The sequence below is a fragment of the Rhodococcus sp. LB1 genome (assembly GCF_001583455.1).
GTDB lineage: Bacteria > Actinomycetota > Actinomycetes > Mycobacteriales > Mycobacteriaceae > Rhodococcus_F > Rhodococcus_F opacus.
The window spans coordinates 44,950-64,566 of the sequence record NZ_LTCZ01000409.1; the positions used below are offsets into that span (position 1 = coordinate 44,950).

A 19,617-nucleotide genomic window follows, 5' to 3' on the forward strand; every position below is an offset into this window, starting at 1 on the left:
GTCAGTCGCTCGCCCGGCGCAGGGCATCGGGTTTGTGGACGGCGTCCCGCCCGCTCTTGTCGCTGACGACGCGGTACTGCGGGTCGTCCTCGGACGCCCGCACCGTGCGGCCTGCCGCCTCGGTGTCCTCGGTGATCTTCTCCTCGACAGTCCCCGACGTCGTGGTGCCGTGGGTCTTCCACTCCACCTCGTCGCCCTGTCGGAATTTCTTCTCCTCTGCCATCGTGTCGGCGTACCCCGCGGTTCCCGGTGTCACACCGGCCGGCCTGATTTCGCTGGTCAGGGGCTCGTCGTGTAACCTGCAAAGGTTGCTGACGCAACGACCCTCCTGCCACGGACAGTCCGTGGCCGTTTTCACTAGTCCATAGGAGGTGATGAGGTCTTATGCGTCATTACGAATTGATGGTCATCCTTGACCCCAGCCTGGACGAGCGCACTGTTGCTCCTTCGCTGGATACGTTCCTCAATGTTGTTCGCCAGGACGGCGGCAAGATCGACAAGGTCGATGTCTGGGGTAAGCGTCGTCTCGCCTACGAGATCCTGAAGCACAGCGAAGGCATCTACGCGGTGATCGACATCAGCGCTACTCCCGCCACCGTCGCAGAGCTCGACCGTCAGCTCGGTCTGAACGAGTCGGTGCTGCGTACGAAGGTTCTGCGCCACAACAAGTGATTTCTGTCGGTCACCAGCCCTAGGCTCGTGCCCAACCGAACTCCACATTCTGCAGGAGGAACCATATGGCAGGCGACACCGTCATCACCGTCATCGGAAACTTGACGGCTGATCCGGAGCTTCGATTCACCCCCGCGGGTGCCGCGGTCGCGAACTTCACTGTCGCGTCCACGCCCCGCACCTTCGACCGTCAGACCAATGAATGGAAAGACGGCGAAGCACTGTTTCTGCGTTGCAACATCTGGCGCGAGGCAGCCGAGAACGTCGCGGAGAGCTTGACCCGTGGCTCGCGAGTGATCGTGAGCGGCCGGCTCAAGCAGCGTTCGTACGAAACTCGTGAAGGTGAAAAGCGCACTGTCGTCGAGCTCGAGGTCGACGAGATCGGCCCCTCGCTGAGGTACGCCACGGCCAAGGTCAACAAGGCCAACCGTGGTGGCGGCAGCGGCGGTGGCTTCGGTTCCTCCGGCGGATCGGGCGGCGGACGTCCGCAATCCAACACCGGCGGAGATGATCCGTGGGGCAGCGCGCCGCAGGCGTCCGGCTCCTTCGGAGGCTCTGGTGGCGGGAGCGACGAACCCCCGTTCTGATCCGTACCTGATCGGAACATCCAGAAAAGAGCAAACTAATGCCGAAGCCGCCCTTGCGCGACAAGGTAATGAAGAAGAAGATCTGCATCTTCTGCAAAGAGAAGAACACGCAGATCAACTACAAGGACACGACGCTTCTGCGTAAGTACGTCAGCGACCGCGGCAAGATCCGCGCGCGCCGTGTCACCGGCAACTGCGTCCAGCACCAGCGCGACGTTGCCATTGCCGTCAAGAACTCACGTGAGGTGGCGTTGCTGCCTTACGCCACCGTGGCTCGCTAAGGAAAGGGAGGAAAGACATGAAGCTCATCCTCACCGCTGACGTGGACAACCTCGGTGCGCCTGGCGACACCGTCGAGGTCAAGGACGGCTACGGCCGCAACTACCTGCTGCCCCGCGGCCTGGCCATCGTCGCCACCCGTGGCGCCGAGAAGCAGGTCGAGGGCATCCGTCGTGCGCAGGAAGCCCGCGCCGTGCGCGGACTCGACCACGCCAAGGAGCTGAAGGACGCCATCGAGGGCCTCGAGAACGTCTCGCTGTCGGTCAAGACCGCCGGTGACTCGGGCAAGCTCTTCGGTTCGGTTACCGCCGCCGATGTCGCCGGTGCCATCAAGGCCGCCGGTGGACCCGTCGTCGACAAGCGCAGCCTGGAGCTGCCGAAGGCTCACATCAAGGCGACCGGCAAGCACGCCATCGTCGTGAACCTGCACCCCGACGTGGTTGCGAAGTTCCACCTGAACGTCGTCGGCGCCTAGTCGACTCGTTTACTCACAGGCCCCCCGGACGCCTCGGCGTGTGGGGGGTCTGTGCGTGTCGATTCCGGCTCACAGCCGCCCTCTCGAGCCTGTTTTCACGGGTGTGAAGCACGCGGAGGAGCGGCTTCCAGCTGTGTCTGGAAGTTAGCCGCCCCGCCGACGATCTGTGAGGTGGATCATATTGCCACGCAGGGGCGACCAACTCAACACGCCCGAGTCGTCAACGTGAAAGACACGCCGAACGGGTTTTCATCCACAGTGGTGAGAAACCAAAAAACGGCTCTGATCTGGGTTTTTGGGATTGTGATATGCACTTATCCTCAGGTTATCCCCATGGGGTTAACAAACGTACCCAGCGGTTTACACAATTTGTCCCCAGCTGTGTACACAGGCTGGTTTGAACAGCGGGTAGCTAATCCCTAACGTCGTCCCGGCGTGTCTCGCGATCACGACGCCGGCTGCCGCGAAGAGCCTGCGAAGGTTGTCGGTAGGGGCGAGTACAAAGAGTTCGGGGCACCAACACCGGGAAGCATTTTCCGGGGTGGCGCAACAGTGATGGGGAAGGTCGGTCGAGTGGCTGTAGTAGACGATCGGGGCCGTTCCGAATACCCGGGTCCGCCTGACGCGGAGCCCGGCGAAGAGTTCGGCCGGCAGCCACCTCAGGACATGGCGGCGGAGCAGTCGGTGCTCGGCGGCATGCTCCTCAGCAAGGACGCCATCGCGGACGTGCTCGAGGTGCTCCGTCCCGGCGACTTCTACCGTCCCGCGCATCAGTCGGTGTACGACGTGATCCTGGACCTCTACAGCCGCGGTGAGCCCGCCGACCCGGTCACGGTGTCCGCCGAGCTGGATCGTCGTGGCGAGCTCCGTCGCATCGGTGGAGCGCCCTATCTGGTGACGCTCACCCAGACGGTGCCCACCGCCGCCAACGCCGGCTACTACGCCGAGATCGTGGCGGAGAAGGCCATCCTGCGCCGCCTCGTCGACGCAGGCACCCGCATCGTCCAGTACGGCTACACCGGCGCCGACGGTCAGGACGTCGCCGAGGTCGTCGACCGCGCGCAGGCCGAGATCTTCGAGGTCACCGAACGCCGCACCACCGAAGACTTCGTCCCCCTCGAAGAGCTCCTGCAGCCCACGATGGACGAGATCGACTCCATCGCCAGCCGCGGCGGCATCTCCCTCGGCGTGCCCACCGGCTTCGTCGAACTCGACGAGATCACCAACGGCCTCCACCCCGGCCAGATGATCATCGTCGCGGCCCGACCCGGTGTCGGTAAGGCGCTCGCCCTCGACACTCCCCTGGCCACACCCACCGGCTGGACCACCATGGGCGACGTCCAGGTCGGCGACCACCTCATCGACGCCGACGGCAAGCCCACCCGCGTCGTCGCCGCCACCGACATCATGGTCGGCCGGCCCTGCTACGAGGTGGAGTTCTCCGACGGCACCGTCCTCGTCGCCGACGAGCAGCATCAGTGGTTGACGGCCGTTGACGGCGAGGCCGCCGTCCGCACCACGGCTCGGATCGCCGGTTCGATCGACCGCGGCCACCAGGTCGCGCACACCCGTGCGCTGCAGTTGCCGACGTCGACTGTGCGCGTCGACCCGTACGCTCTGGGTGCCTCGCTCACCATCGAGGGCCTCTCCGATCCGGAGATGCCCGTCGGTACCGAAGAACTCATCCTTCCGGCCGACGCCAAGCGAATCCCGGCGGAACTGTTGCGCGGCTCCGAGCCGGAGCGTCGCGAGTTGCTGGCCGGCCTGCTCGATGTGGCGGGATCGGTTGCCGATGACGGCTCCGTGCGGTTCGAGACCGTCAACCCCCCGCTGTCGGAGGATGTCGCCGAACTCGTCGTCGGGTTGGGATACGACTGCAGTTGTGTCGACGGTGGCGTCACCTTCTGCGCCGATGAAGACGTGTTCCAGCTTCATCGGAAGGCGATCCGGCACAAGGAGCTTCGCGGCGCGGTCAGTGGTTCGCGACGCATCGTCGCGGTGCGCCCGATCGAGAGTGTCCCCGTGCGGTGCGTCGAGGTCGACAACGCCGACCACTTGTACCTCGCGGGTCGTTCTATGGTGCCGACCCACAACTCCACCCTCGGCATGGACTTCCTGCGTTCCTGCTCCGTGAAGCACGGCATGGCCAGCGTCATGTTCTCGCTCGAGATGAGCAAGACCGAGATCGTCATGCGTCTGCTGTCGGCGGAGGCGAAGATCAAGCTCGGCGACATGCGCTCCGGCAAGATGACCGACGACGACTGGACGAAGCTCGCTCGACGTATGAGTGAGATCAGTGAGGCGCCGCTGTTCATCGACGACTCCCCCAACCTCACGATGATGGAGATCCGCGCAAAAGCCCGGCGGCTCAAGCAGAAACACGACATCAAGCTCATCGTGATCGACTACCTGCAGCTGATGAGCTCGGGTAAGAAGGTCGAGTCACGTCAGCAGGAAGTCTCCGAGTTCTCCCGTAGCCTCAAGCTTTTGGCGAAGGAACTCGAGGTTCCCGTGGTCGCGATCTGCCAGCTGAACCGTGGTCCCGAACAGCGACAGGACAAGCGCCCCCAGGTCGCCGACCTTCGTGAGTCGGGATCGCTCGAGCAGGACGCCGACATGGTAATTCTGCTCTACCGCCCCGACGCCACCGAACGCGACGACCCCCGCGGCGGCGAGGCCGACCTCATCCTCGGCAAGCACCGTAACGGCCCGACAGCGACAATCACCGTGGCGCACCAGCTTCACCTGTCCAAGTTCGTCGACATGGCGCGGGGCTAGTGCCGGCGGCCGCCCCTCCCTCCTCCTACACTCTGCCTGTTGCCTGACGGCTACCGCTCGGGCAATTCGTTGGTCGTCAGACCCTGCGAGATGGCCGGATTCTCGTCCCACCGGACGTTTCGGCGACCGGCTTGTCGGCCCGACGACACGCTTCCATATGATGAGTGCGTCGGGCGCGCCGGTGTCCGCGAGTCGCGAAACCGGGTCCGGTGATCCAGGTCACGGCTGGTGGAGCGGTGTGCGCTCGCCGGCATCCCACCTAAGGACACGCCACATGAGCCGGGAAGGCAGACAAGCGCAATGAGCACAGTGGAACTGGCCCAGTGGAACTCCGAGGAAGCTCTCGCGGAGGCGATGATCCCGATCATCGGCGGCCTGCACCGCAGAAGCTCGGTGACCATTCTGCTTCACAGTCGCTCCCTGGTGAACAAGTCGGTCATCAGTATCCTGCGGACCCATCGTTTCGCCCGGCAGATCAGCGGCGATGAACTGTCGGTCGAGGAGACGTTCCCCTTCCTCGAAGCGCTGACTCACCTCAATCTTCGGCCCTCGAAGATCGACCTCGGACTGCTGGTGATGGCCTATCGCGCCAACGGTGACGGAGCATCGGTCCCAGAGTTCGTTGCACGGAGCCTCGCCGACCTGGTCGGCGGCGCCCAGACGAGTCCCGCGCAGCCGCAGGATGTGATCCTGTACGGATTCGGGCGTATCGGTCGCCTCGTCGCTCGACTGCTTATCGAGAAGGCCGGCTCGGGCAATGGGCTGAACCTGCGTGCCGTGGTGGTCCGAAAGGGTGGCAGCGACGATCTGACCAAGCGCGCATCGTTGCTGCGCCGTGACTCCGTCCACGGGCAGTTCAACGGCACGATCAAGGTCGACACCGACAACAACACGCTGATCGCCAACGGCAACGTCATCAAGTTCATTTACAGCAACGACCCGGAGAGCCTCGACTACACCGAGCATGGCATCGACAACGCCATCCTGATCGACAACACCGGAATCTGGCGCGACCGCGAAGGACTGTCGAAGCACCTCCGCCCCGGAGTCGCGAAGGTGGTGCTCACCGCGCCCGGCAAGGGAGACGTCCCGAACATCGTGCACGGCGTCAATCATCGCGACCTCGACCCGAACGAGCAGATCGTGTCGTGCGCGTCCTGCACCACCAATGCCATCGTCCCGCCGCTGAAGACCATGGACGACGAATTCGGTGTGTCTCGAGGCCACGTCGAGACCGTGCACTCGTTCACCAACGACCAGAACCTCTTGGACAACTATCACAAGGCCGACCGTCGTGGTCGTTCGGCGCCGTTCAACCTCGTGCTCACCGAGACCGGCGCCGCGTCGGCGGTCGCCAAGGCGCTCCCCGAGCTGAATGCCAAGATCACTGGCAACTCGATCCGCGTTCCCACTCCGGACGTATCCGTCGCCATCCTCCACCTTCAGCTGGGTCGTGAGACCACCAGGGAGGAGGTGCTCGAGCATCTCAGCGAGGAGTCGCTCACCGGAGCTCTGAGCCGGAACCTCGACTACACCGCTGCAACCGATGCCGTGTCCAGTGACTTCATCGGTTCGCGCGCCGCGTGCATCGTCGACGCGAACGCGACGATCGTCGACGGCGACACCGCCATCCTCTACGTCTGGTATGACAACGAGTTCGGATACTCGTGCCAGGTGGTGCGCACTGTCCAGTACCTGTCCGGTGTGGAGTACCCCATCTACCCCGCGGTCGACGCCGCTGATGCGATGTCCGTGGGCTGACCGGCGGCACCGTAGGTTCGCGACGCCTGGGCCGAGCAGTGGCTGCTCTCCCGGGCGTCGTCGCGTATTCGGTGGGCCTCGCCGCTGAAAGCTCATCGTTCGTATGGTTCCCGACGTTGAAATTTTCCGGTACCGAGGGCCCGTCGATGGATCGTAGCGCGGGGGGAATCAACCCCTCCGGATCGTTCGGGTCCGGAATTTGCGAGCTGACGTTCGTCGATCTGCCGGGCGAGAGTCGCGCAAGATCGACCGGCTCCGCCCTCTCATCACTCATCTTGCTGTGTGCCGTTCAGGTCACGGCGCGATAGAAGCTGCGCGAGACGTAGCTGGGTGCGTCGTCGGCCAGAAGCGCATTCAGTTCGGATTTAAGTGTGCGGGCGTGGTGAGCCTCTGGGAAGTCTGCGGTCGCGAGTGCCAGCAGATCGACGACGTGTAGCGCTTCCTGAACCCGTCCGGCGTCACGCAGTCGGTGTGCCTGGTCGAGCACGGCCTGCTTGTCGGTGATCGCTGCCGCGCGTGCGTTGGCGGCGACGTCGGGCCGGGCGGGGTGTAGGTGGGTCGGGTTGCCGTCCCACCACCCGGTTTCCGAGCGGACGATGTCCCGCACGATGAAGTCCCGATGCCCGTAGGCTTGTCGCATCCACGGGACCTCGAACAATTCGGTCGGGTAGACGATATCGTGCACGATGTCGTCGACGCCCATTCCCTTGTTGAGGCGTTCCACGACGGCTCTGCGCAGCCAGCGTAGCGCCGCCGACGTGGCGGCCAGCTGCTCGGCGCCGACGTCGTGCATGACTGATCCGAACTCGGGGATCAGGACGGCAGGGTTGAGGGCCGCAAGACTGTCGAGGGTGTTCGCCCACCGAACGGCGTCCCGCATGGTGCGCATGGGCGTGCCGATGTTCGGGATGCTGTCGATGACTGCGGCGCTCCCGTAGAGGATCCGTTCTCGAGGCAACCACACGGCGGTGACATCGTTCGTCTCCGAAGGTGCCCACAACAGCCGAACCTGGCGGGTCGGGCCGCCGAGTGTCATTGCATCCCGGTAGGTTTGGTCGGGGAACGTCAGGGTCGGCACTGGTGCGAACTCTTCGATCGGCCGACGGAACTGGCGGGAGTTGATGTGGTTTTGGAGTCCGGCGGTCTCGATGTAGCGACGGTAGCGGCGGACGACATTCTCGTGGGCGATGATCGTCGGGCGGGGTTCTCCGCGCCTTTCGGCTTCGGCCAGGAACCCTGGCACACCGTAGTTGTAACCGAGATGGCCGTGGCTGTAGACGATCCAGCGGACTGTCTGGTCGGTGTGCTCGCGGAGTTGGGCGAGTGCCTGAGGAACCACGGATGGACTCGGTCCGGAGTCGACGACGAGCAATCCCTCATCGGTTTCTACGGCCAAGCTGTTTCCCTGTAGGCCCATCGTGAAGATTCCTGGGGCTACAACGGTGATTTCGGTGCCTCCGAACAGCGGGTTGTTGTCGACTTCCGCAACGGGCATCGGTGTCTCCTTCCAGTGTGTGCTTCGAATTGTGGTTCGAGAGTGTGGCTATCGGACAAGGGCGGCGGTCGCGGCAGCGGCGACCGCTGTGGCCGTGAGGAGTAGAGCTACCAGCAAGGCATGGTGTCGGGTCATTCCGTGACTCCCCCGCTGCAGCGAACGGCCCCGTCGGTGGCTGATGTACGTGATCACGAGCAGCAGCACCGCCATCGGTATCAAGGTGAGCGAAGCAGCGCGGTCACCATGGGCGGTGGGAATGTGGAGGAGCGCCACCGTCGTCGCGGCGGCGGAGAGTGTGGTTCTCCGCCAGGCCAGCGCGGTGCGGTCTGGTTGTAGTCCCGGATCCCGGTCGACGGACCCGATCATGACCACAATGCCGCTCCGGCGGCGAGGAGCGTGAGGATCCCCAATCCGAGCGCAAGAGAGGGCACGAGGACGGAGCCCGGAAGTGGCAGGTTCCGCCTGATGGCCGACTGCGCGGCCTTCCAGCGCAGATACGCGCCGGAGGCGAGGACGGTGGCCAGCCCGAAACAGACCATCGTGATCGTCATCTGCAGTGCCCCGGAGGGCAACGCAAGTAACTGGTGGGCAGCCACACCTGCCGCCAGGAGCGCCATAGCGGTGCGGATCCATGCCAGGTAGGTGCGTTCGTTCGCCAGCGTGTACCGGTAGTCCGGTTCCTCATCCACCGAACCTGAGTCCGCTGAGGGACGGGGATTGTCTGAGGTCAGAATGCCCATCGCGCGCGGCCGGCCGTTTTGGCCTTCAGTTCGGTCGCGTGGTCGCTGCCGTCGAGGAAGGCCCGCGATTCCGCCACTGCCCACCCGTAGACACCTTTCGCCATAGTGGAAGTGGCGCCTTGTTCCAGCCGGCCGAAGATGTCGACGCGGGCCTGATGCGAGTCGCGGCTCTGCGGATCGGCGTCGGTGGCCATCTGGGCGAAGTGTCCCGCCAGCCGGTGTTCGCCTCGTGCCAGTAGGGCGCGGGCCCGCTCGGCCAGTTGGGCGGCGCCGCCGCCGAGGTCTGCGATCTCGCGGGCGAGGTCGGTGCGGGGGGCGGACTTGAGGTTGGCGGGGTTGCCGTCGTACCAGCCGCCGTAGAGGCGCCAGACGTTGCGAATGACGAATTCCGGTTCGTCGTAGGAGGGTGCGAGGTAGGGCTTGCGGAGGAGTTCGGCGGGGGCGGTGACGGTGTGCACGACCTCGTCGAGGGTCGCTCCGGCGTTCATCATCTCGAGGGTGCGGCCATGCAGGATGTCCAGGAGTTCGGCGGCATCGGTGAGGGTGGTGCGGATTCGGTCGGCGCCGAGGACCGGGAGCCCGTGTCCGGGGAGGAGGATTTCGGCGCCCAGGTCGGCCATCCACCGCAGGGTTCGGGCCCATTCGTGTGCGAAGCGTTGCACCTTCTGTGGGTTTCCGGCGTTGGGGCTGGCCCAGATGAAGAAATCACCACAGCACAGGATCTTGCGGTCGGGGATCCAGGCGATCGCGGCGTCATCGGTCTCACCGCGGGCGTGATGGAGCTGCACCTGCAGGTCGTCGACGGTGAGGGTGGTCTGGTCGGTGAAGGTGACGTCGGGGTATCGGTATTCGGCCGGCCACGTCAGGTTCGGTGCCTGGAATTGGCGTTGGTTGATGATGCCGTTGTAGCCGCGGGTTTTCTTGTAGCGGTCGAACCGGCTGATTACGTTTTCGTGTGCGAGGACCGTGGGGCGGGTCCAGCCGCGCTCGCGTGCTTCGGTGTCGAAGGGGTCCATGCCGAAGACGTGGTCGACGTGTCCGTGCGAGTAGACGGCCGTGTGCACCGGTTGCTCGGAGATTCGCCGGGTGGCTGCGAACAGGTCTTCGGCGGTGCGACGGTCACCGGTGTCGTATACGAAAAGACCAGCGTTGGTGGGAAATACGTAGACGTTGCCGAACGCCGGCCACATGTAGGCGCCTTCCGCGATGTAGTGCATTCCCTCCTTCCGGAGGTCTCCGTGGTGGTAGGCGTTCTGGTTGGCTTCGCCCTTCCAGACCTTGTCGGCGTAGTCGATGATGTCCGTCATGTGGCGCTCTCCTCGGCTTGGCTGTCGGACCGCGACGCTGCGAAGTCCCGTGCGCCTCATTCTGTGCACCGGACATCAGCCGAACAATCGTCTGTGCGCACACCCCGGCCGGCCCCGGTCTGTGACCGATCACAGATTCACTGCGGGTGCCTCCGCGTCGGGGTCGTCGGTGGCGGCGCTGACCGCGACTGCAAGAGTAAGGAGCTCCGTGGTGACGTGTACGTCGAGGCCGGTCAGCTCGCGGACGCGGTTGAGCCGGTTGTCGACGGTATTGGGGTGCACCACCAGGGTGTCCGCAGTGGCGCGCCGGTCCAGGTTGCTGGCCAGATAGACCCGGAGGGTGTGCACCAGGTCCGGTCGCGATTGCAACGGGGCGCAGCGCTCCAGCAGCACCGGCAGCGACGCACTGGTGTGGGCGAAATGGTGCGCAAGTGCGACATCGCTCATTCGGCTGACCGTGCCGGTGCGGCCGGACCGGATCGCGATGTCGAGTACCTCGGCGGCCGTGGTGCCGGCACGCGGAAGATCCTCGATCGAGGTGGCGTCCTCGATCGCGATCGTCACCGGTGCGCCGCTGATCCGCGCAAGGTCCACGGCCAGCGGGTCGAGAGCCCCGATCGGTGGATGCATCACGATCCGGGCGTGCCGAGGCCGGACATCGACGAGCCACAGGCCGGGGACCGCCCTGGCGAGGTGGGCGCGGATCGCGCGGACCTTCCGTGTGGCCGCCAGTGATCGGGCGTTCCGGTCGCCGGATCCCTCGGCGGGGGTCTCACCGATGCGCAGCAACATGATGCTCGGTTCGGCCGGGATGGAGTCGGGGTCGTCGAACACCCACCCGTCGCCGCGCAGGAGGGCATCGATGGCGGGGGCATGGTTTCGGTCTTGCGCCGCAATGAGGTCGTGCGCGTGGATCTCGTACGCGGAGACGACCTCTCGTAGCATGCAGTCAAAGGTGATATGGGCTCGGCGGTATGCGAACCAGAACAGTCCGTGGTCGGTGCCGAGTTCGCGTTCCAGTTCTTCGACGAGTACGTCGAATCCGATCTGCCAGCAGCGCATGTACTCCCGTAGCGGCAACCCTTCCGCGACTCGTTCGGTGCCGCGTTCGATGTTCTCGCGCATCGTGTCGGCGACGTCGATGGACTCGTCGGTGATCGACCGCAGGCACACCTCGAGCAGCGATCGGACGGTGTGGGCGCTTTCCCGGTGCAAATGTTCGGGCACCGCGGTCTGCGTGTAGAGCGGCGAGGTGGCGATGTAGCGGTCGATGATTGCCCGTGCCATCCGCGGCACCGACCGGCGAATACGGGCGATCGTGCCCTGCAGATCGTCTTTGGTTGCCTCGTCCGTGGGCGCGGTGCGCATAGAACGCCTCCTAGGTGTGACGGGTCACACACTACTGACGTGAAGAGTGTGACCGCCGCCGATGGTACGACAGCAACCCATTCGGCCACGCTGAGGACCAGAACGGCTCCACCAGCCCCGAAGTCCACACCGGCCCAGAATGAGGAACGATGCCAGACTCCGAGTACGCTCCCGATGACCTGCCCCTGTCCGGGATCACGGTCGTCGATTTCGGTCAGTACATCGCGGCGCCCGGCGCCGCGCAGACCCTGGCCGACCTCGGCGCCGACGTCCTCAAGATAGAAGGCCCCGGCGGCGACCAGGCACGCGGGATCGGCGTCTACGGCGAAGCCATCATGCGCGCCTACAACCGGCGCAAGAAGTCGATCGTCCTCGACCTCAAAGCCGAGGACGATCTCCGCCACGCCCGGGCCCTCATCGCCCGAGCCGACGTCGTGATCCACAACCTGCGACCAGGGGTGATGGAAAAGCTCGGCCTGTCGGCCGACGAAATACGCGAACTGAATCCCACCGTCATCCTCGCCGCGGTGTCCGGCTTCGGCACCGATGGACCCTCCCGCCGCCGGCCGGGCCTCGACATCGCCGCCCAGGCGGAAACCGGCATGATGTCAGTGACCGGAGAGGCGGACGGAGACCCGCAACGCGTCGGTTTCCCGCTCGTCGACCATGCCACCTCCTACGTGGTCACCCAGGCGGTGCTGGCGGCCCTGTTCCGACGAGAACGTACCGGCCTCGGGGACGACATCGACGTCTCACTGCTCGATGTGGCGATCGACCTGCAATGCGTGAACTGGGGCGAATACTCCATCACCGGCGTCGCGCCCCACCGGCGTGGTAACGGACAACCCACCGCGGCACCGGCCGCCGACATCTTCCCCACCGCTGACGGCTCGATCGTCATTTCCGCCTACACCGAGCAGCGATTCGTCCAGCTTTGCGACCTCGCCGGCCAACCCGACCTGCCGAAGGATCCCCGCTTCGTCGACAACCCGTCAAGGGTCGCCCACCGCGGCGAACTCCTCGCCGCGCTCACACCGTTCTTCGCCGGCCTCGACACCGAAGCCGCCCTAGCGGCCCTGACATCCGTCGGCATCGTCGCCGGCGCCGTACGCACCTACGACCAGGTCCCGAGTGCCCCCGATGTGATTGCCAGCGGCATCTTCACCACCGGCAGCACCGGCGACGGACACACATACTCCATCCCAGGACTCCCCTACCGCTCCCGCAGCACCCCCCGCACCGCGGACGCCGGGCGGGTCCCCGAACTCGGAGAACACAGCCACGAGATCGTCGCCCACTACCAGCTGGGCGAGTACTCCCTGACGTGACCTGACCGCCGCCGGCGCCAACTACCCCTCCACCGCTTACGACCCCCAGGAGCCCTCGTGTCCCTGCAGAATCCGCAAACCCGCGCCGAGGAGGGCGGCCTCGCCGCCGACCTTGAACTCGACAGCCCACGCGTTCGCCGGCGTGGCTGGATCATCACCCTGATGCTGATGGCCTTCATGCTGATCAACTTCGCCGACAAGGTCGTCGTCAGCCTCGCCGGCGTCGAGATCAAGACCGACCTCGGGTTGAGTAATCAGCAGTTCGGCACCGCGCAGAGCGCGTTCTTTTGGCTCTTCGCCGTCGGCGCGGTCGCCCTCGGATCCCTCGGCGGCCGCATCTCCGCGCGATGGCTCCTCGCCGGCCTGGTCGGTCTATGGGTGCTCAGTCTGGCCCCGATGACCACGACGGTCGGGTTCGGGGTCTTCCTCGCCTGCCGAATGCTGCTCGGATTCGCCGAAGGCCCCGCCGGGGCGTTGTCCCAGCAGATCGCCCACACCTGGTTCTCCCCCAAGCGTCGTTCACTACCGGCCTCGGTAGTGATCATGGGAGCCTCTCTCGGCCCGCTGATCGCCGCGCCGGTCCTGACCTGGATCATCCAGAGCTACAGCTGGCACGCGGCGTTTCTCGTGCTCATGGCCGCCGGAGTGATGTGGCTGGTGGCCTGGCTGTTCATCGGCGGTGAAGGACCCGCCGGCAATGCCGGGGCAGGCACCGGGAATCAGGCGGTGACGCTTCCCGACACCGTGCCCGTCCGGCTCCTGTGGACTCGCCCCACAGTGATCGGTGTCGCGATCTTCTCGTTCTGCTCCTATTGGGCGACCGCGTTGAAGGTGAGTTGGTTACCGCTGTACCTGCGCGAAGGCCTGCACTACAGCGCCAACGCCACCGGATTGCTGATCACATTGCCCTTCGCCGCGGCCGTCATCCTGACGTTCCTCGCCGGCCTGATCTCCACCCGCCTCTCGCTGGCCGGACGATCGTCCCGCACCGCCCGCGCCCTGTTCGCGGCCGGCCTACTCGCCGCCGGCGGCGTGTGCATGATCGGATTCACCGTGTTGCCCGTCGGACCCACTCAAATGGTGCTGATCGCGCTCGCGTTCTCTCTCAACACCGCAGCCTGGGGACTGGCCTTCTCCCTGCTCTCCGATGTGGTGCCCGCCAAGCAACGCGGATCCGTCATGTCGATCACCGTCGCGATCTACAGCCTCGGCGGTGTCGCGGCACCACTTCTCATCGGCTCCCTCGTCTCCGGGGCCGCCGACACCGCCGCTGGATACGGCCGAGGCTTCGTCATCGTGGGAGTCATCATGCTGGTTGGCGCACTCGCCGCCGCCGTCCTGGTCAACCCCGAACGTGATGCAACCACGATCGCCGCACACCACCCGAACAAGTAGGCCGAACCAGAACGGTCGACGGCACCGCCGTCCACGAACGTGGTCTGAGTGCTCGAGCCTGTCGTCAGCGATTGTGGAAGGAAGCGATGAGCACACCAATGTTGTTGGGAGGCAACGTGCGTCCGATGATAAGTGGCGAACGCGCCACGGGGTGGCCGGCTGCTCCCGCCGGGCAGTTCGACGGACTCGTGAGGAGCATGTCGTGAGTTCTACGGAGAGCGATGTCGTGGTCGTTCGGCACCATCAGAGCGGACGGCTGGACATAGAACTACATCGTCCCGAGCGGAAGAACGCCTTGACGGTGCCGATGGTCACCCAGCTTGCCAGAACGTTCGCTGACGCTCAGGACGACGACACAGTGACCGCGGTGTTGCTGCACGGCGCGGGCGGGTGCTTCAGTTCCGGTTTGGATCTGGCCGAGGTACGCCCCGGTGAGCCGGCGATCACGGCGGCGCTCGCCGACCTGCACACGAACCTGTCCGGGTTAGAGAAACCGCTGATCGGAGCGCTGGAGCGGGCCGCTGTCAACGGTGCTGCGGCGATTGTGCTGGCTTGTGACCTCCTTGTGGTGGGAGAGACGTCGTTCCTCATGGTCAGCGAGGCGGAGATGGGGGTAGCTGCGCCGAACAATCTGCGGTGGTTGCTCGCGAAATATGACGTGAACCAGGCACTGCAGCTCACGCTGGCCTGTGAACGTCAGTACGGTCCTGACTTATTGCGGCGCGGCTTCGCCTACGCGATGGTGCCGGACGAGCAGGTTTTGGGCCGGGCGACCGAGCTCACCGACAAGATTGCGGCCTACCGCAACGGCGGGGGAATCGCCATGAAGCAAGCGATTCTGACGCGCCGAACACTGCCCGCGTAAGTGCGTGCGCACGGCGGCACCTGCGGTCGAAAAACCACAAGACAACACAATGCACAACCGGGCGGACAGGTCGCAGGACGCCCGGTCATCCCAGGTCTGGGGATTCGGACCGAGATGGTGCTTGCACGGGACTCGAAGGAGACAATCGAATGGGTATGACGACAACTGCAGAACACCGCGCGCTTCGCGACGCGGTTCGGGAGTTTCTCACCGCAACCAGTGAACCGGCCGAAGTATTGGCCGTCCAGGACACGGAACTCGGATACCGACCCGAGATGTGGGCAACGATGGCCGAACAACTCGAACTGCAAGGAATGCTCGTCGACGAGAAATACGGTGGATCAGGCGCGGGTATCGGCGACCTCGTCGTGGTCGCCGAGGAATTCGGACGCTCCGCAGCGTGCAGCCCCTTCTTCGCGAGTTCGGTGTTGACCACGCTCGCCATCGCGGATTGCGCCCAGGAGAGTTGGCTCCATGAGCTGCTGCCAGGTCTCGCCGCGGGCACTCGTCTCGGGTGTCTGGCATTTGCCGACGCCGACGGGTGGTGGCAGGCCGGCTCGGAAGCGGTGCGTGCGCACCCGGACGGCGACGGCTGGCGGATCGACGGACGGGCCGATCACGTGCTCTTCGGTCATTGCGCCGACACGGTCGTTGTCGTCGCCCGGACGGAAGACGGGACCGGCCTGTTTCTGGTGGAACCATCGGACGCGAGCATTCTGCGGGTCCGGCAGCCGGCGTTGGACCCGACCCGTCCGCTGACGACTCTCACCTTCGATAGCGCAGCAGCGCAACGGATCAGTGGCACCGCAGACATTTCGGAGGCACTGTCCCGAGCGCTCGACAAGGCGCTCGTCGTGCAGGCGGCGGAGAGGGTCGGCGGCGCTCGCCGGTGCCTGCACCTGACAACCGACTATGCGAAGACCCGCAACCAATTCGGTCGTCCGATCGGTACCAATCAAGCAGTCAAACACGGACTAGCGGACGCGATCCGGTCGCTCGAACCGGTCGCCGCTGCCGTCGCCGTTGCCGCTCACGCCGCGGATACCGAAGCGCCGGAACTGCCGGCACTGGTGAGCCTGCTCTGCGTCGCGGGGGCCGAAAGGTACCTGCAGATCGCCGGCGAGACGATTCAACTGCACGGCGCGATCGGCTTCACCTGGGAGCACGAGGCTCATGTTCATCTCAAGCGGGCGAAGACCGATCAGCTGATGTTCGGATCGTCGGCGTGGCACCGCGAGCGTCTGCTCGCCGGAGTCCTCGCCACCGGCACCGCGTTCGAGGCGCCGGCGCGGGCCGACGAACCCGCTCCGCTGGCGGACCTGCGGACCGAGGTCCGCGCCTGGCTGGCCGAGCACCGCGCCGAGGGAAGACCGCTCGAATACGCGCAGGAACCATTCGGGCACGAAGACACCGATGCCGAGAAGCACTGGACCGATCTGTTGCGGAAGGGGCGTTGGCTGTGCCTGTCGTGGCCGGAGGAACACGGCGGCCGAGGACTGGGACCGGTCGAAACTCTGGTAGTAGAGGAGGAGTTCGCGCGCGCGGGACTTCGACGCCCGCAACTCGGAATGGGCGAGACCCTGCTTGCGCCCGCCCTGTTGGCGCACGGGAGCGAGGACCAGAAGCGCCGGTTCCTGTCCCGCATTCTGTCGGGCGAAGACACGTGGTGCCAGGGCTTCTCCGAACCCGAGACCGGATCCGATCTCGCCTCGCTGCGGACCAGCGGAACCGTGAACGGCGACGAATTGCGGATAACCGGTGACAAGATCTGGACCAGCAACGGCGATCAGGCCAACATGATGTTCCTATTGTGCCGCACCGACCGCGATGCACCGAGACACCGCGGCATCTCGTTTGTCCTTGTTCCCATGACGGACAACGGCATCGACGTCGACCCCATCCGGATGGCGTCGGGTGACAGAGGGTTTGCGCAGGAACGGATAGCCGATGCCTGCGCCCCCTTGACCAATGTGGTGGGTGGGCTCGGCAACGGTTGGGCGGTCGCGATGACCACACTCGGTGCCGAGCGGGCAGGCAAGGCGGCGACGCAGTACGTCGGCTATCGCCACGAACTCGGTGTGTTGGTGGAGCGGCTGGACAAGAACGGTCGGCTCGGCGACGTGATCGTCCGCCAGCGGTTGGCGGAACTGGTGGTCGAGGTCGAGTTGATGCGTGCCGTTGGTTCCGTGATCAGTGCCCGCGTTGCAGAGGGGCAGGCCGTGGACGAGCTACTGGCGATCGACAAGATCAACTGGTCGGAGTACCACTGTATTTTCGGGTCGACGGCGCTGGAGCTTCTCGGGGCGTCGGCTCTGACCCGCCCCGAGGGGGGCGGATATCAACTCGACTCCCTGCAGCGGGTGTTCCTCGAGAGCCGAGGGCGCCGGATCGCACGCGGGTCGAATCAGATTCAGCGCAACATCATCGGCGAACGGATCCTGGGTTTGCCGAGGTAGGCACTCAACTGTAGGTAGTCGACGAGTCGTCGGTGCCGGTCGGAACCCCCGTGTGCAGCATGGTTATGCGCCCACACTGCCCACCCGACTTCTACTCACTACCCCGAATTCAGCACAGCGCGACGGCCAACCGGATCCCGGTCGCGCGCTCAGTCGGCTATGACGACGACGCCCGTCGGCTCGCCCAGCGCCTCCACCGTTCGTTCGGCAGCTCGGTCGATATGAACCCGAGGTCCCTCGGGTTGTTGCTGCTCGTGATAGGTGCCGGGTCCGTAGAACTGTCCATAGCGCAATACAACACCGCCCTCGGCGAGAACGGACCGCTCCAATTCTGCGACCGCCCGAGCGGCGGGCCCATCAGTCAATGGCCAGGCCACGCTTTGAGCCAGGATCTTCGGCGACCCGCTCCGCCGCGCGGCTTCGATAAGATTCTGGGTTCCCTCGGTTCGGATGCGAGCGTTCAGATCTGCGTGTTCACCGATCTGCGCCGAATCATCCGGCAGATCGGTCAGCTCGTTCAGCATGACGTCCGGTGTGAAGTCACGAACTGCCTGGATTACAGCCTCCCGGTCGAAGACATCACACAGCACCGGTTCGGCACCGAGGTGGCCCAGTAGCTCCGTCTTGCTGGGTGAGCGCGTCATACCGCCGACTACGTGCCCCGCGTGAATCAACCGGGGAATCAGCCGCTGCCCAATCACGCCGGATGCGCCGGCAAGAAATATCCTCATGATTACTCCTTACTATACGAATCGGAAGTGAGAGCCGAACCGTCGCTGTCAACCGCGGCACGTGATGTCATACGGGTCCCTGCCCTTTCGGAAGCGCTGGCCTCTGTGCACGCCCAAGGAGCCCGACCACCGCGGCCCTCGAGGGAGGCAATGGCTCTGGGGAGAAATGCCGGGACAGATGCCCCACTGGAACGGGTTGAACCTGTGACGTTCTGTCGGGCCTTCCCGATCGTGACCGAATGGGTTGGGGCCGACGCGGTGAGGGCCGATGGGGTTGTGAGGATGGGCTTGTGAGGTCACTGGATGCGACGATTTCATCGCTCCGGCCCCAGGTGACGAGTGTCGGAGGGCTGTGGGTTGCGCAAGTATTCATGCAATCTCGGGTCCCGCTCGTGGTGCGGTGTGCGGAACCGCCGGTTGATTACGTGGTCGACCGAGGCCCCGAGTGCCGCTCCCAGGACCGGCGCGACCAGGTAGATCCATAGATCGGTGGTACGCCCAGAGAGTGCAGCAGGACCGAACTGGCGGGCGGGGTTGATCGATCCCCCGCTGCGGGGACCGAGGAGGGCGATGACCAGCCCGACCGACAGTCCGATGACGTACGGCAGCAGGCGTGCATGGCCGGGACGGGCCAGGAAGAACCCGACGACAACGATCAGGACCATCATCGAGCCCATCTCGGCGAGAAAGACAGAGGTGGGCCGCCAGGCGGACGCGGCCCTGATCGCGGCGTAGTCGACAGGAGGGAACGAGACCGCACGCCCCCACACCAGGCGCCCGAGCACCGTCCCCACCGCCGAACCCGCAAGTTGGGCGAGTATGTAGGGCGGAACGCTGCGACCAGGGAAGCCGTTCATCAGCCACAGGGCGATGGTCACGGCGGGATTCATATGCCCGCCAGCGCGTCTGCCGGGTGGGCTGAACATCAGGCCGGTGAGGATGATCCCGCTGAGAACCCCGATGACGGCAAGTGCGACGTCTAGATCGGCGATGTAGAGGGTGGAGCCCGGATCACGCAACCACCGGACGACAGTCACCGCGAGGAACAGCAGGACGGTGGTGAGCGCGAACTCGTCGGCGGCACGCGCCAGTGGATGCCGGCGTGGAAGAGGCGAAGCGGTACTCACCATGATCTCCTAGTGTTGGTGTGCCGGAAGCGGCGTGGATTCCGGACGCATCCGGACAGCGGGTCCCGGTCGTTCTCGGCCAACCGTCTGCCCGGATACCAGATTTCAGACGCGAAGCTCGTCCGCGAGTTCGCCGGTCGCCCTGGCGCGTTCGCGCGCTCGGTGAGTTAGGAGTCCGGCGTGTAGTGACCGGGGACCAATCGGGTGGATACGCCGAAGCGGTTCCACGTGTTGATCGTCGCGATCGCGACGA

General features: G+C 65.2%; 18 protein-coding genes. 10 read left to right on the forward strand and 8 right to left on the reverse strand.

What is annotated here, in order from left to right; all coding sequences use genetic code 11:
• Nucleotide 1: 1 nt before the first annotated feature.
• Nucleotides 2-223, reverse strand: coding sequence for a DUF2945 domain-containing protein (locus AZG88_RS40720; RefSeq protein WP_160118546.1), 222 nt, complete (start codon nucleotides 221-223; stop codon nucleotides 2-4).
• 161 nt (nucleotides 224-384) lie between these two features.
• Here AZG88_RS40720 and rpsF point away from each other — a divergent pair, with 161 nt between their 5' ends.
• The 6 genes from rpsF to AZG88_RS40750 all read left to right on the forward strand — a co-directional run bounded on the left by rpsF (nucleotide 385) and on the right by AZG88_RS40750 (nucleotide 6,552).
• Nucleotides 385-672 carry a 30S ribosomal protein S6 gene (rpsF, locus tag AZG88_RS40725; protein WP_005249677.1) on the forward strand — a complete coding sequence of 96 codons (288 nt, stop codon included), beginning with the start codon at nucleotides 385-387 and terminating at the stop codon, nucleotides 670-672.
• A gap of 65 nt (nucleotides 673-737) precedes the next feature.
• Nucleotides 738-1,259 carry a single-stranded DNA-binding protein gene (locus AZG88_RS40730; protein WP_005249678.1) on the forward strand — a complete coding sequence of 174 codons (522 nt, stop codon included), beginning with the start codon at nucleotides 738-740 and terminating at the stop codon, nucleotides 1,257-1,259.
• 38 nt (nucleotides 1,260-1,297) lie between these two features.
• Complete coding sequence (gene rpsR / locus AZG88_RS40735; protein ID WP_005249686.1) at nucleotides 1,298-1,540, forward strand: 30S ribosomal protein S18; 243 nt, start codon at nucleotides 1,298-1,300, stop codon at nucleotides 1,538-1,540.
• A gap of 17 nt (nucleotides 1,541-1,557) precedes the next feature.
• On the forward strand, nucleotides 1,558-2,013 hold the full coding sequence (rplI, locus tag AZG88_RS40740) for a 50S ribosomal protein L9 (protein WP_005249695.1): 456 nt from the start codon (nucleotides 1,558-1,560) through the stop codon (nucleotides 2,011-2,013).
• A gap of 573 nt (nucleotides 2,014-2,586) precedes the next feature.
• Entirely contained in the window at nucleotides 2,587-4,791 is a 2,205-nt protein-coding gene (gene dnaB, locus AZG88_RS40745; protein WP_061041215.1) for a replicative DNA helicase, read from the forward strand.
• 300 nt (nucleotides 4,792-5,091) lie between these two features.
• Nucleotides 5,092-6,552, forward strand: coding sequence for a glyceraldehyde-3-phosphate dehydrogenase (locus AZG88_RS40750; RefSeq protein WP_005249698.1), 1,461 nt, complete (start codon nucleotides 5,092-5,094; stop codon nucleotides 6,550-6,552).
• Between the two features lie 289 nt (nucleotides 6,553-6,841).
• Here the strand turns inward: AZG88_RS40750 and AZG88_RS40755 are convergent, their stop codons facing one another.
• The 5 genes from AZG88_RS40755 to AZG88_RS40775 form a co-directional block, all read right to left on the reverse strand.
• Complete coding sequence (locus AZG88_RS40755; RefSeq protein WP_061041204.1) at nucleotides 6,842-8,047, reverse strand: alkyl sulfatase dimerization domain-containing protein; 1,206 nt, start codon at nucleotides 8,045-8,047, stop codon at nucleotides 6,842-6,844.
• Nucleotides 8,048-8,095: 48 nt separating this feature from the next.
• Nucleotides 8,096-8,413 carry a DUF202 domain-containing protein gene (locus AZG88_RS40760; protein ID WP_231914374.1) on the reverse strand — a complete coding sequence of 106 codons (318 nt, stop codon included), beginning with the start codon at nucleotides 8,411-8,413 and terminating at the stop codon, nucleotides 8,096-8,098.
• Nucleotides 8,410-8,787 carry a YidH family protein gene (locus AZG88_RS40765; RefSeq protein ID WP_025433571.1) on the reverse strand — a complete coding sequence of 126 codons (378 nt, stop codon included), beginning with the start codon at nucleotides 8,785-8,787 and terminating at the stop codon, nucleotides 8,410-8,412. The genes AZG88_RS40760 and AZG88_RS40765 overlap by 4 nt, the downstream gene beginning before the upstream one ends.
• Nucleotides 8,775-10,094 (reverse strand): alkyl sulfatase dimerization domain-containing protein, encoded by a 1,320-nt coding sequence (locus AZG88_RS40770; RefSeq protein WP_005249707.1) that lies wholly within the window; start codon nucleotides 10,092-10,094, stop codon nucleotides 8,775-8,777. Before AZG88_RS40770 ends, AZG88_RS40765 begins: the two co-directional genes overlap by 13 nt.
• A gap of 129 nt (nucleotides 10,095-10,223) precedes the next feature.
• Entirely contained in the window at nucleotides 10,224-11,462 is a 1,239-nt protein-coding gene (locus AZG88_RS40775) for a PucR family transcriptional regulator (RefSeq protein WP_061041206.1), read from the reverse strand.
• Between the two features lie 149 nt (nucleotides 11,463-11,611).
• Here AZG88_RS40775 and AZG88_RS40780 point away from each other — a divergent pair, with 149 nt between their 5' ends.
• The 4 genes from AZG88_RS40780 (at nucleotide 11,612) to AZG88_RS40795 (ending at nucleotide 17,506) form a co-directional block, all read left to right on the forward strand.
• The gene (locus tag AZG88_RS40780; RefSeq protein WP_061041207.1) at nucleotides 11,612-12,790 is read left to right on the forward strand and encodes a CaiB/BaiF CoA transferase family protein; all 1,179 of its coding nucleotides are present in this window, start codon (nucleotides 11,612-11,614) and stop codon (nucleotides 12,788-12,790) included.
• A 57-nt stretch (nucleotides 12,791-12,847) separates the two neighbouring features.
• The gene (locus AZG88_RS40785; protein WP_025433570.1) at nucleotides 12,848-14,185 is read left to right on the forward strand and encodes an MFS transporter; all 1,338 of its coding nucleotides are present in this window, start codon (nucleotides 12,848-12,850) and stop codon (nucleotides 14,183-14,185) included.
• 202 nt (nucleotides 14,186-14,387) lie between these two features.
• Nucleotides 14,388-15,050 carry an enoyl-CoA hydratase/isomerase family protein gene (locus tag AZG88_RS40790; protein ID WP_061041209.1) on the forward strand — a complete coding sequence of 221 codons (663 nt, stop codon included), beginning with the start codon at nucleotides 14,388-14,390 and terminating at the stop codon, nucleotides 15,048-15,050.
• A gap of 149 nt (nucleotides 15,051-15,199) precedes the next feature.
• Nucleotides 15,200-17,506, forward strand: coding sequence for an acyl-CoA dehydrogenase (locus AZG88_RS40795; protein WP_061041210.1), 2,307 nt, complete (start codon nucleotides 15,200-15,202; stop codon nucleotides 17,504-17,506).
• A gap of 149 nt (nucleotides 17,507-17,655) precedes the next feature.
• On the opposite strand, the gene AZG88_RS51105 is transcribed toward AZG88_RS40795, so the two are convergent.
• Both AZG88_RS51105 and AZG88_RS40805 read right to left on the reverse strand, forming a co-directional pair.
• Nucleotides 17,656-18,237: an NAD-dependent epimerase/dehydratase family protein gene (locus AZG88_RS51105; RefSeq protein ID WP_082764408.1), complete on the reverse strand. Its 582-nt coding sequence runs from the start codon at nucleotides 18,235-18,237 to the stop codon at nucleotides 17,656-17,658.
• 314 nt (nucleotides 18,238-18,551) lie between these two features.
• On the reverse strand, nucleotides 18,552-19,364 hold the full coding sequence (locus tag AZG88_RS40805; protein WP_197436056.1) for an MIP/aquaporin family protein: 813 nt from the start codon (nucleotides 19,362-19,364) through the stop codon (nucleotides 18,552-18,554).
• Nucleotides 19,365-19,617 lie beyond the last annotated feature (253 nt).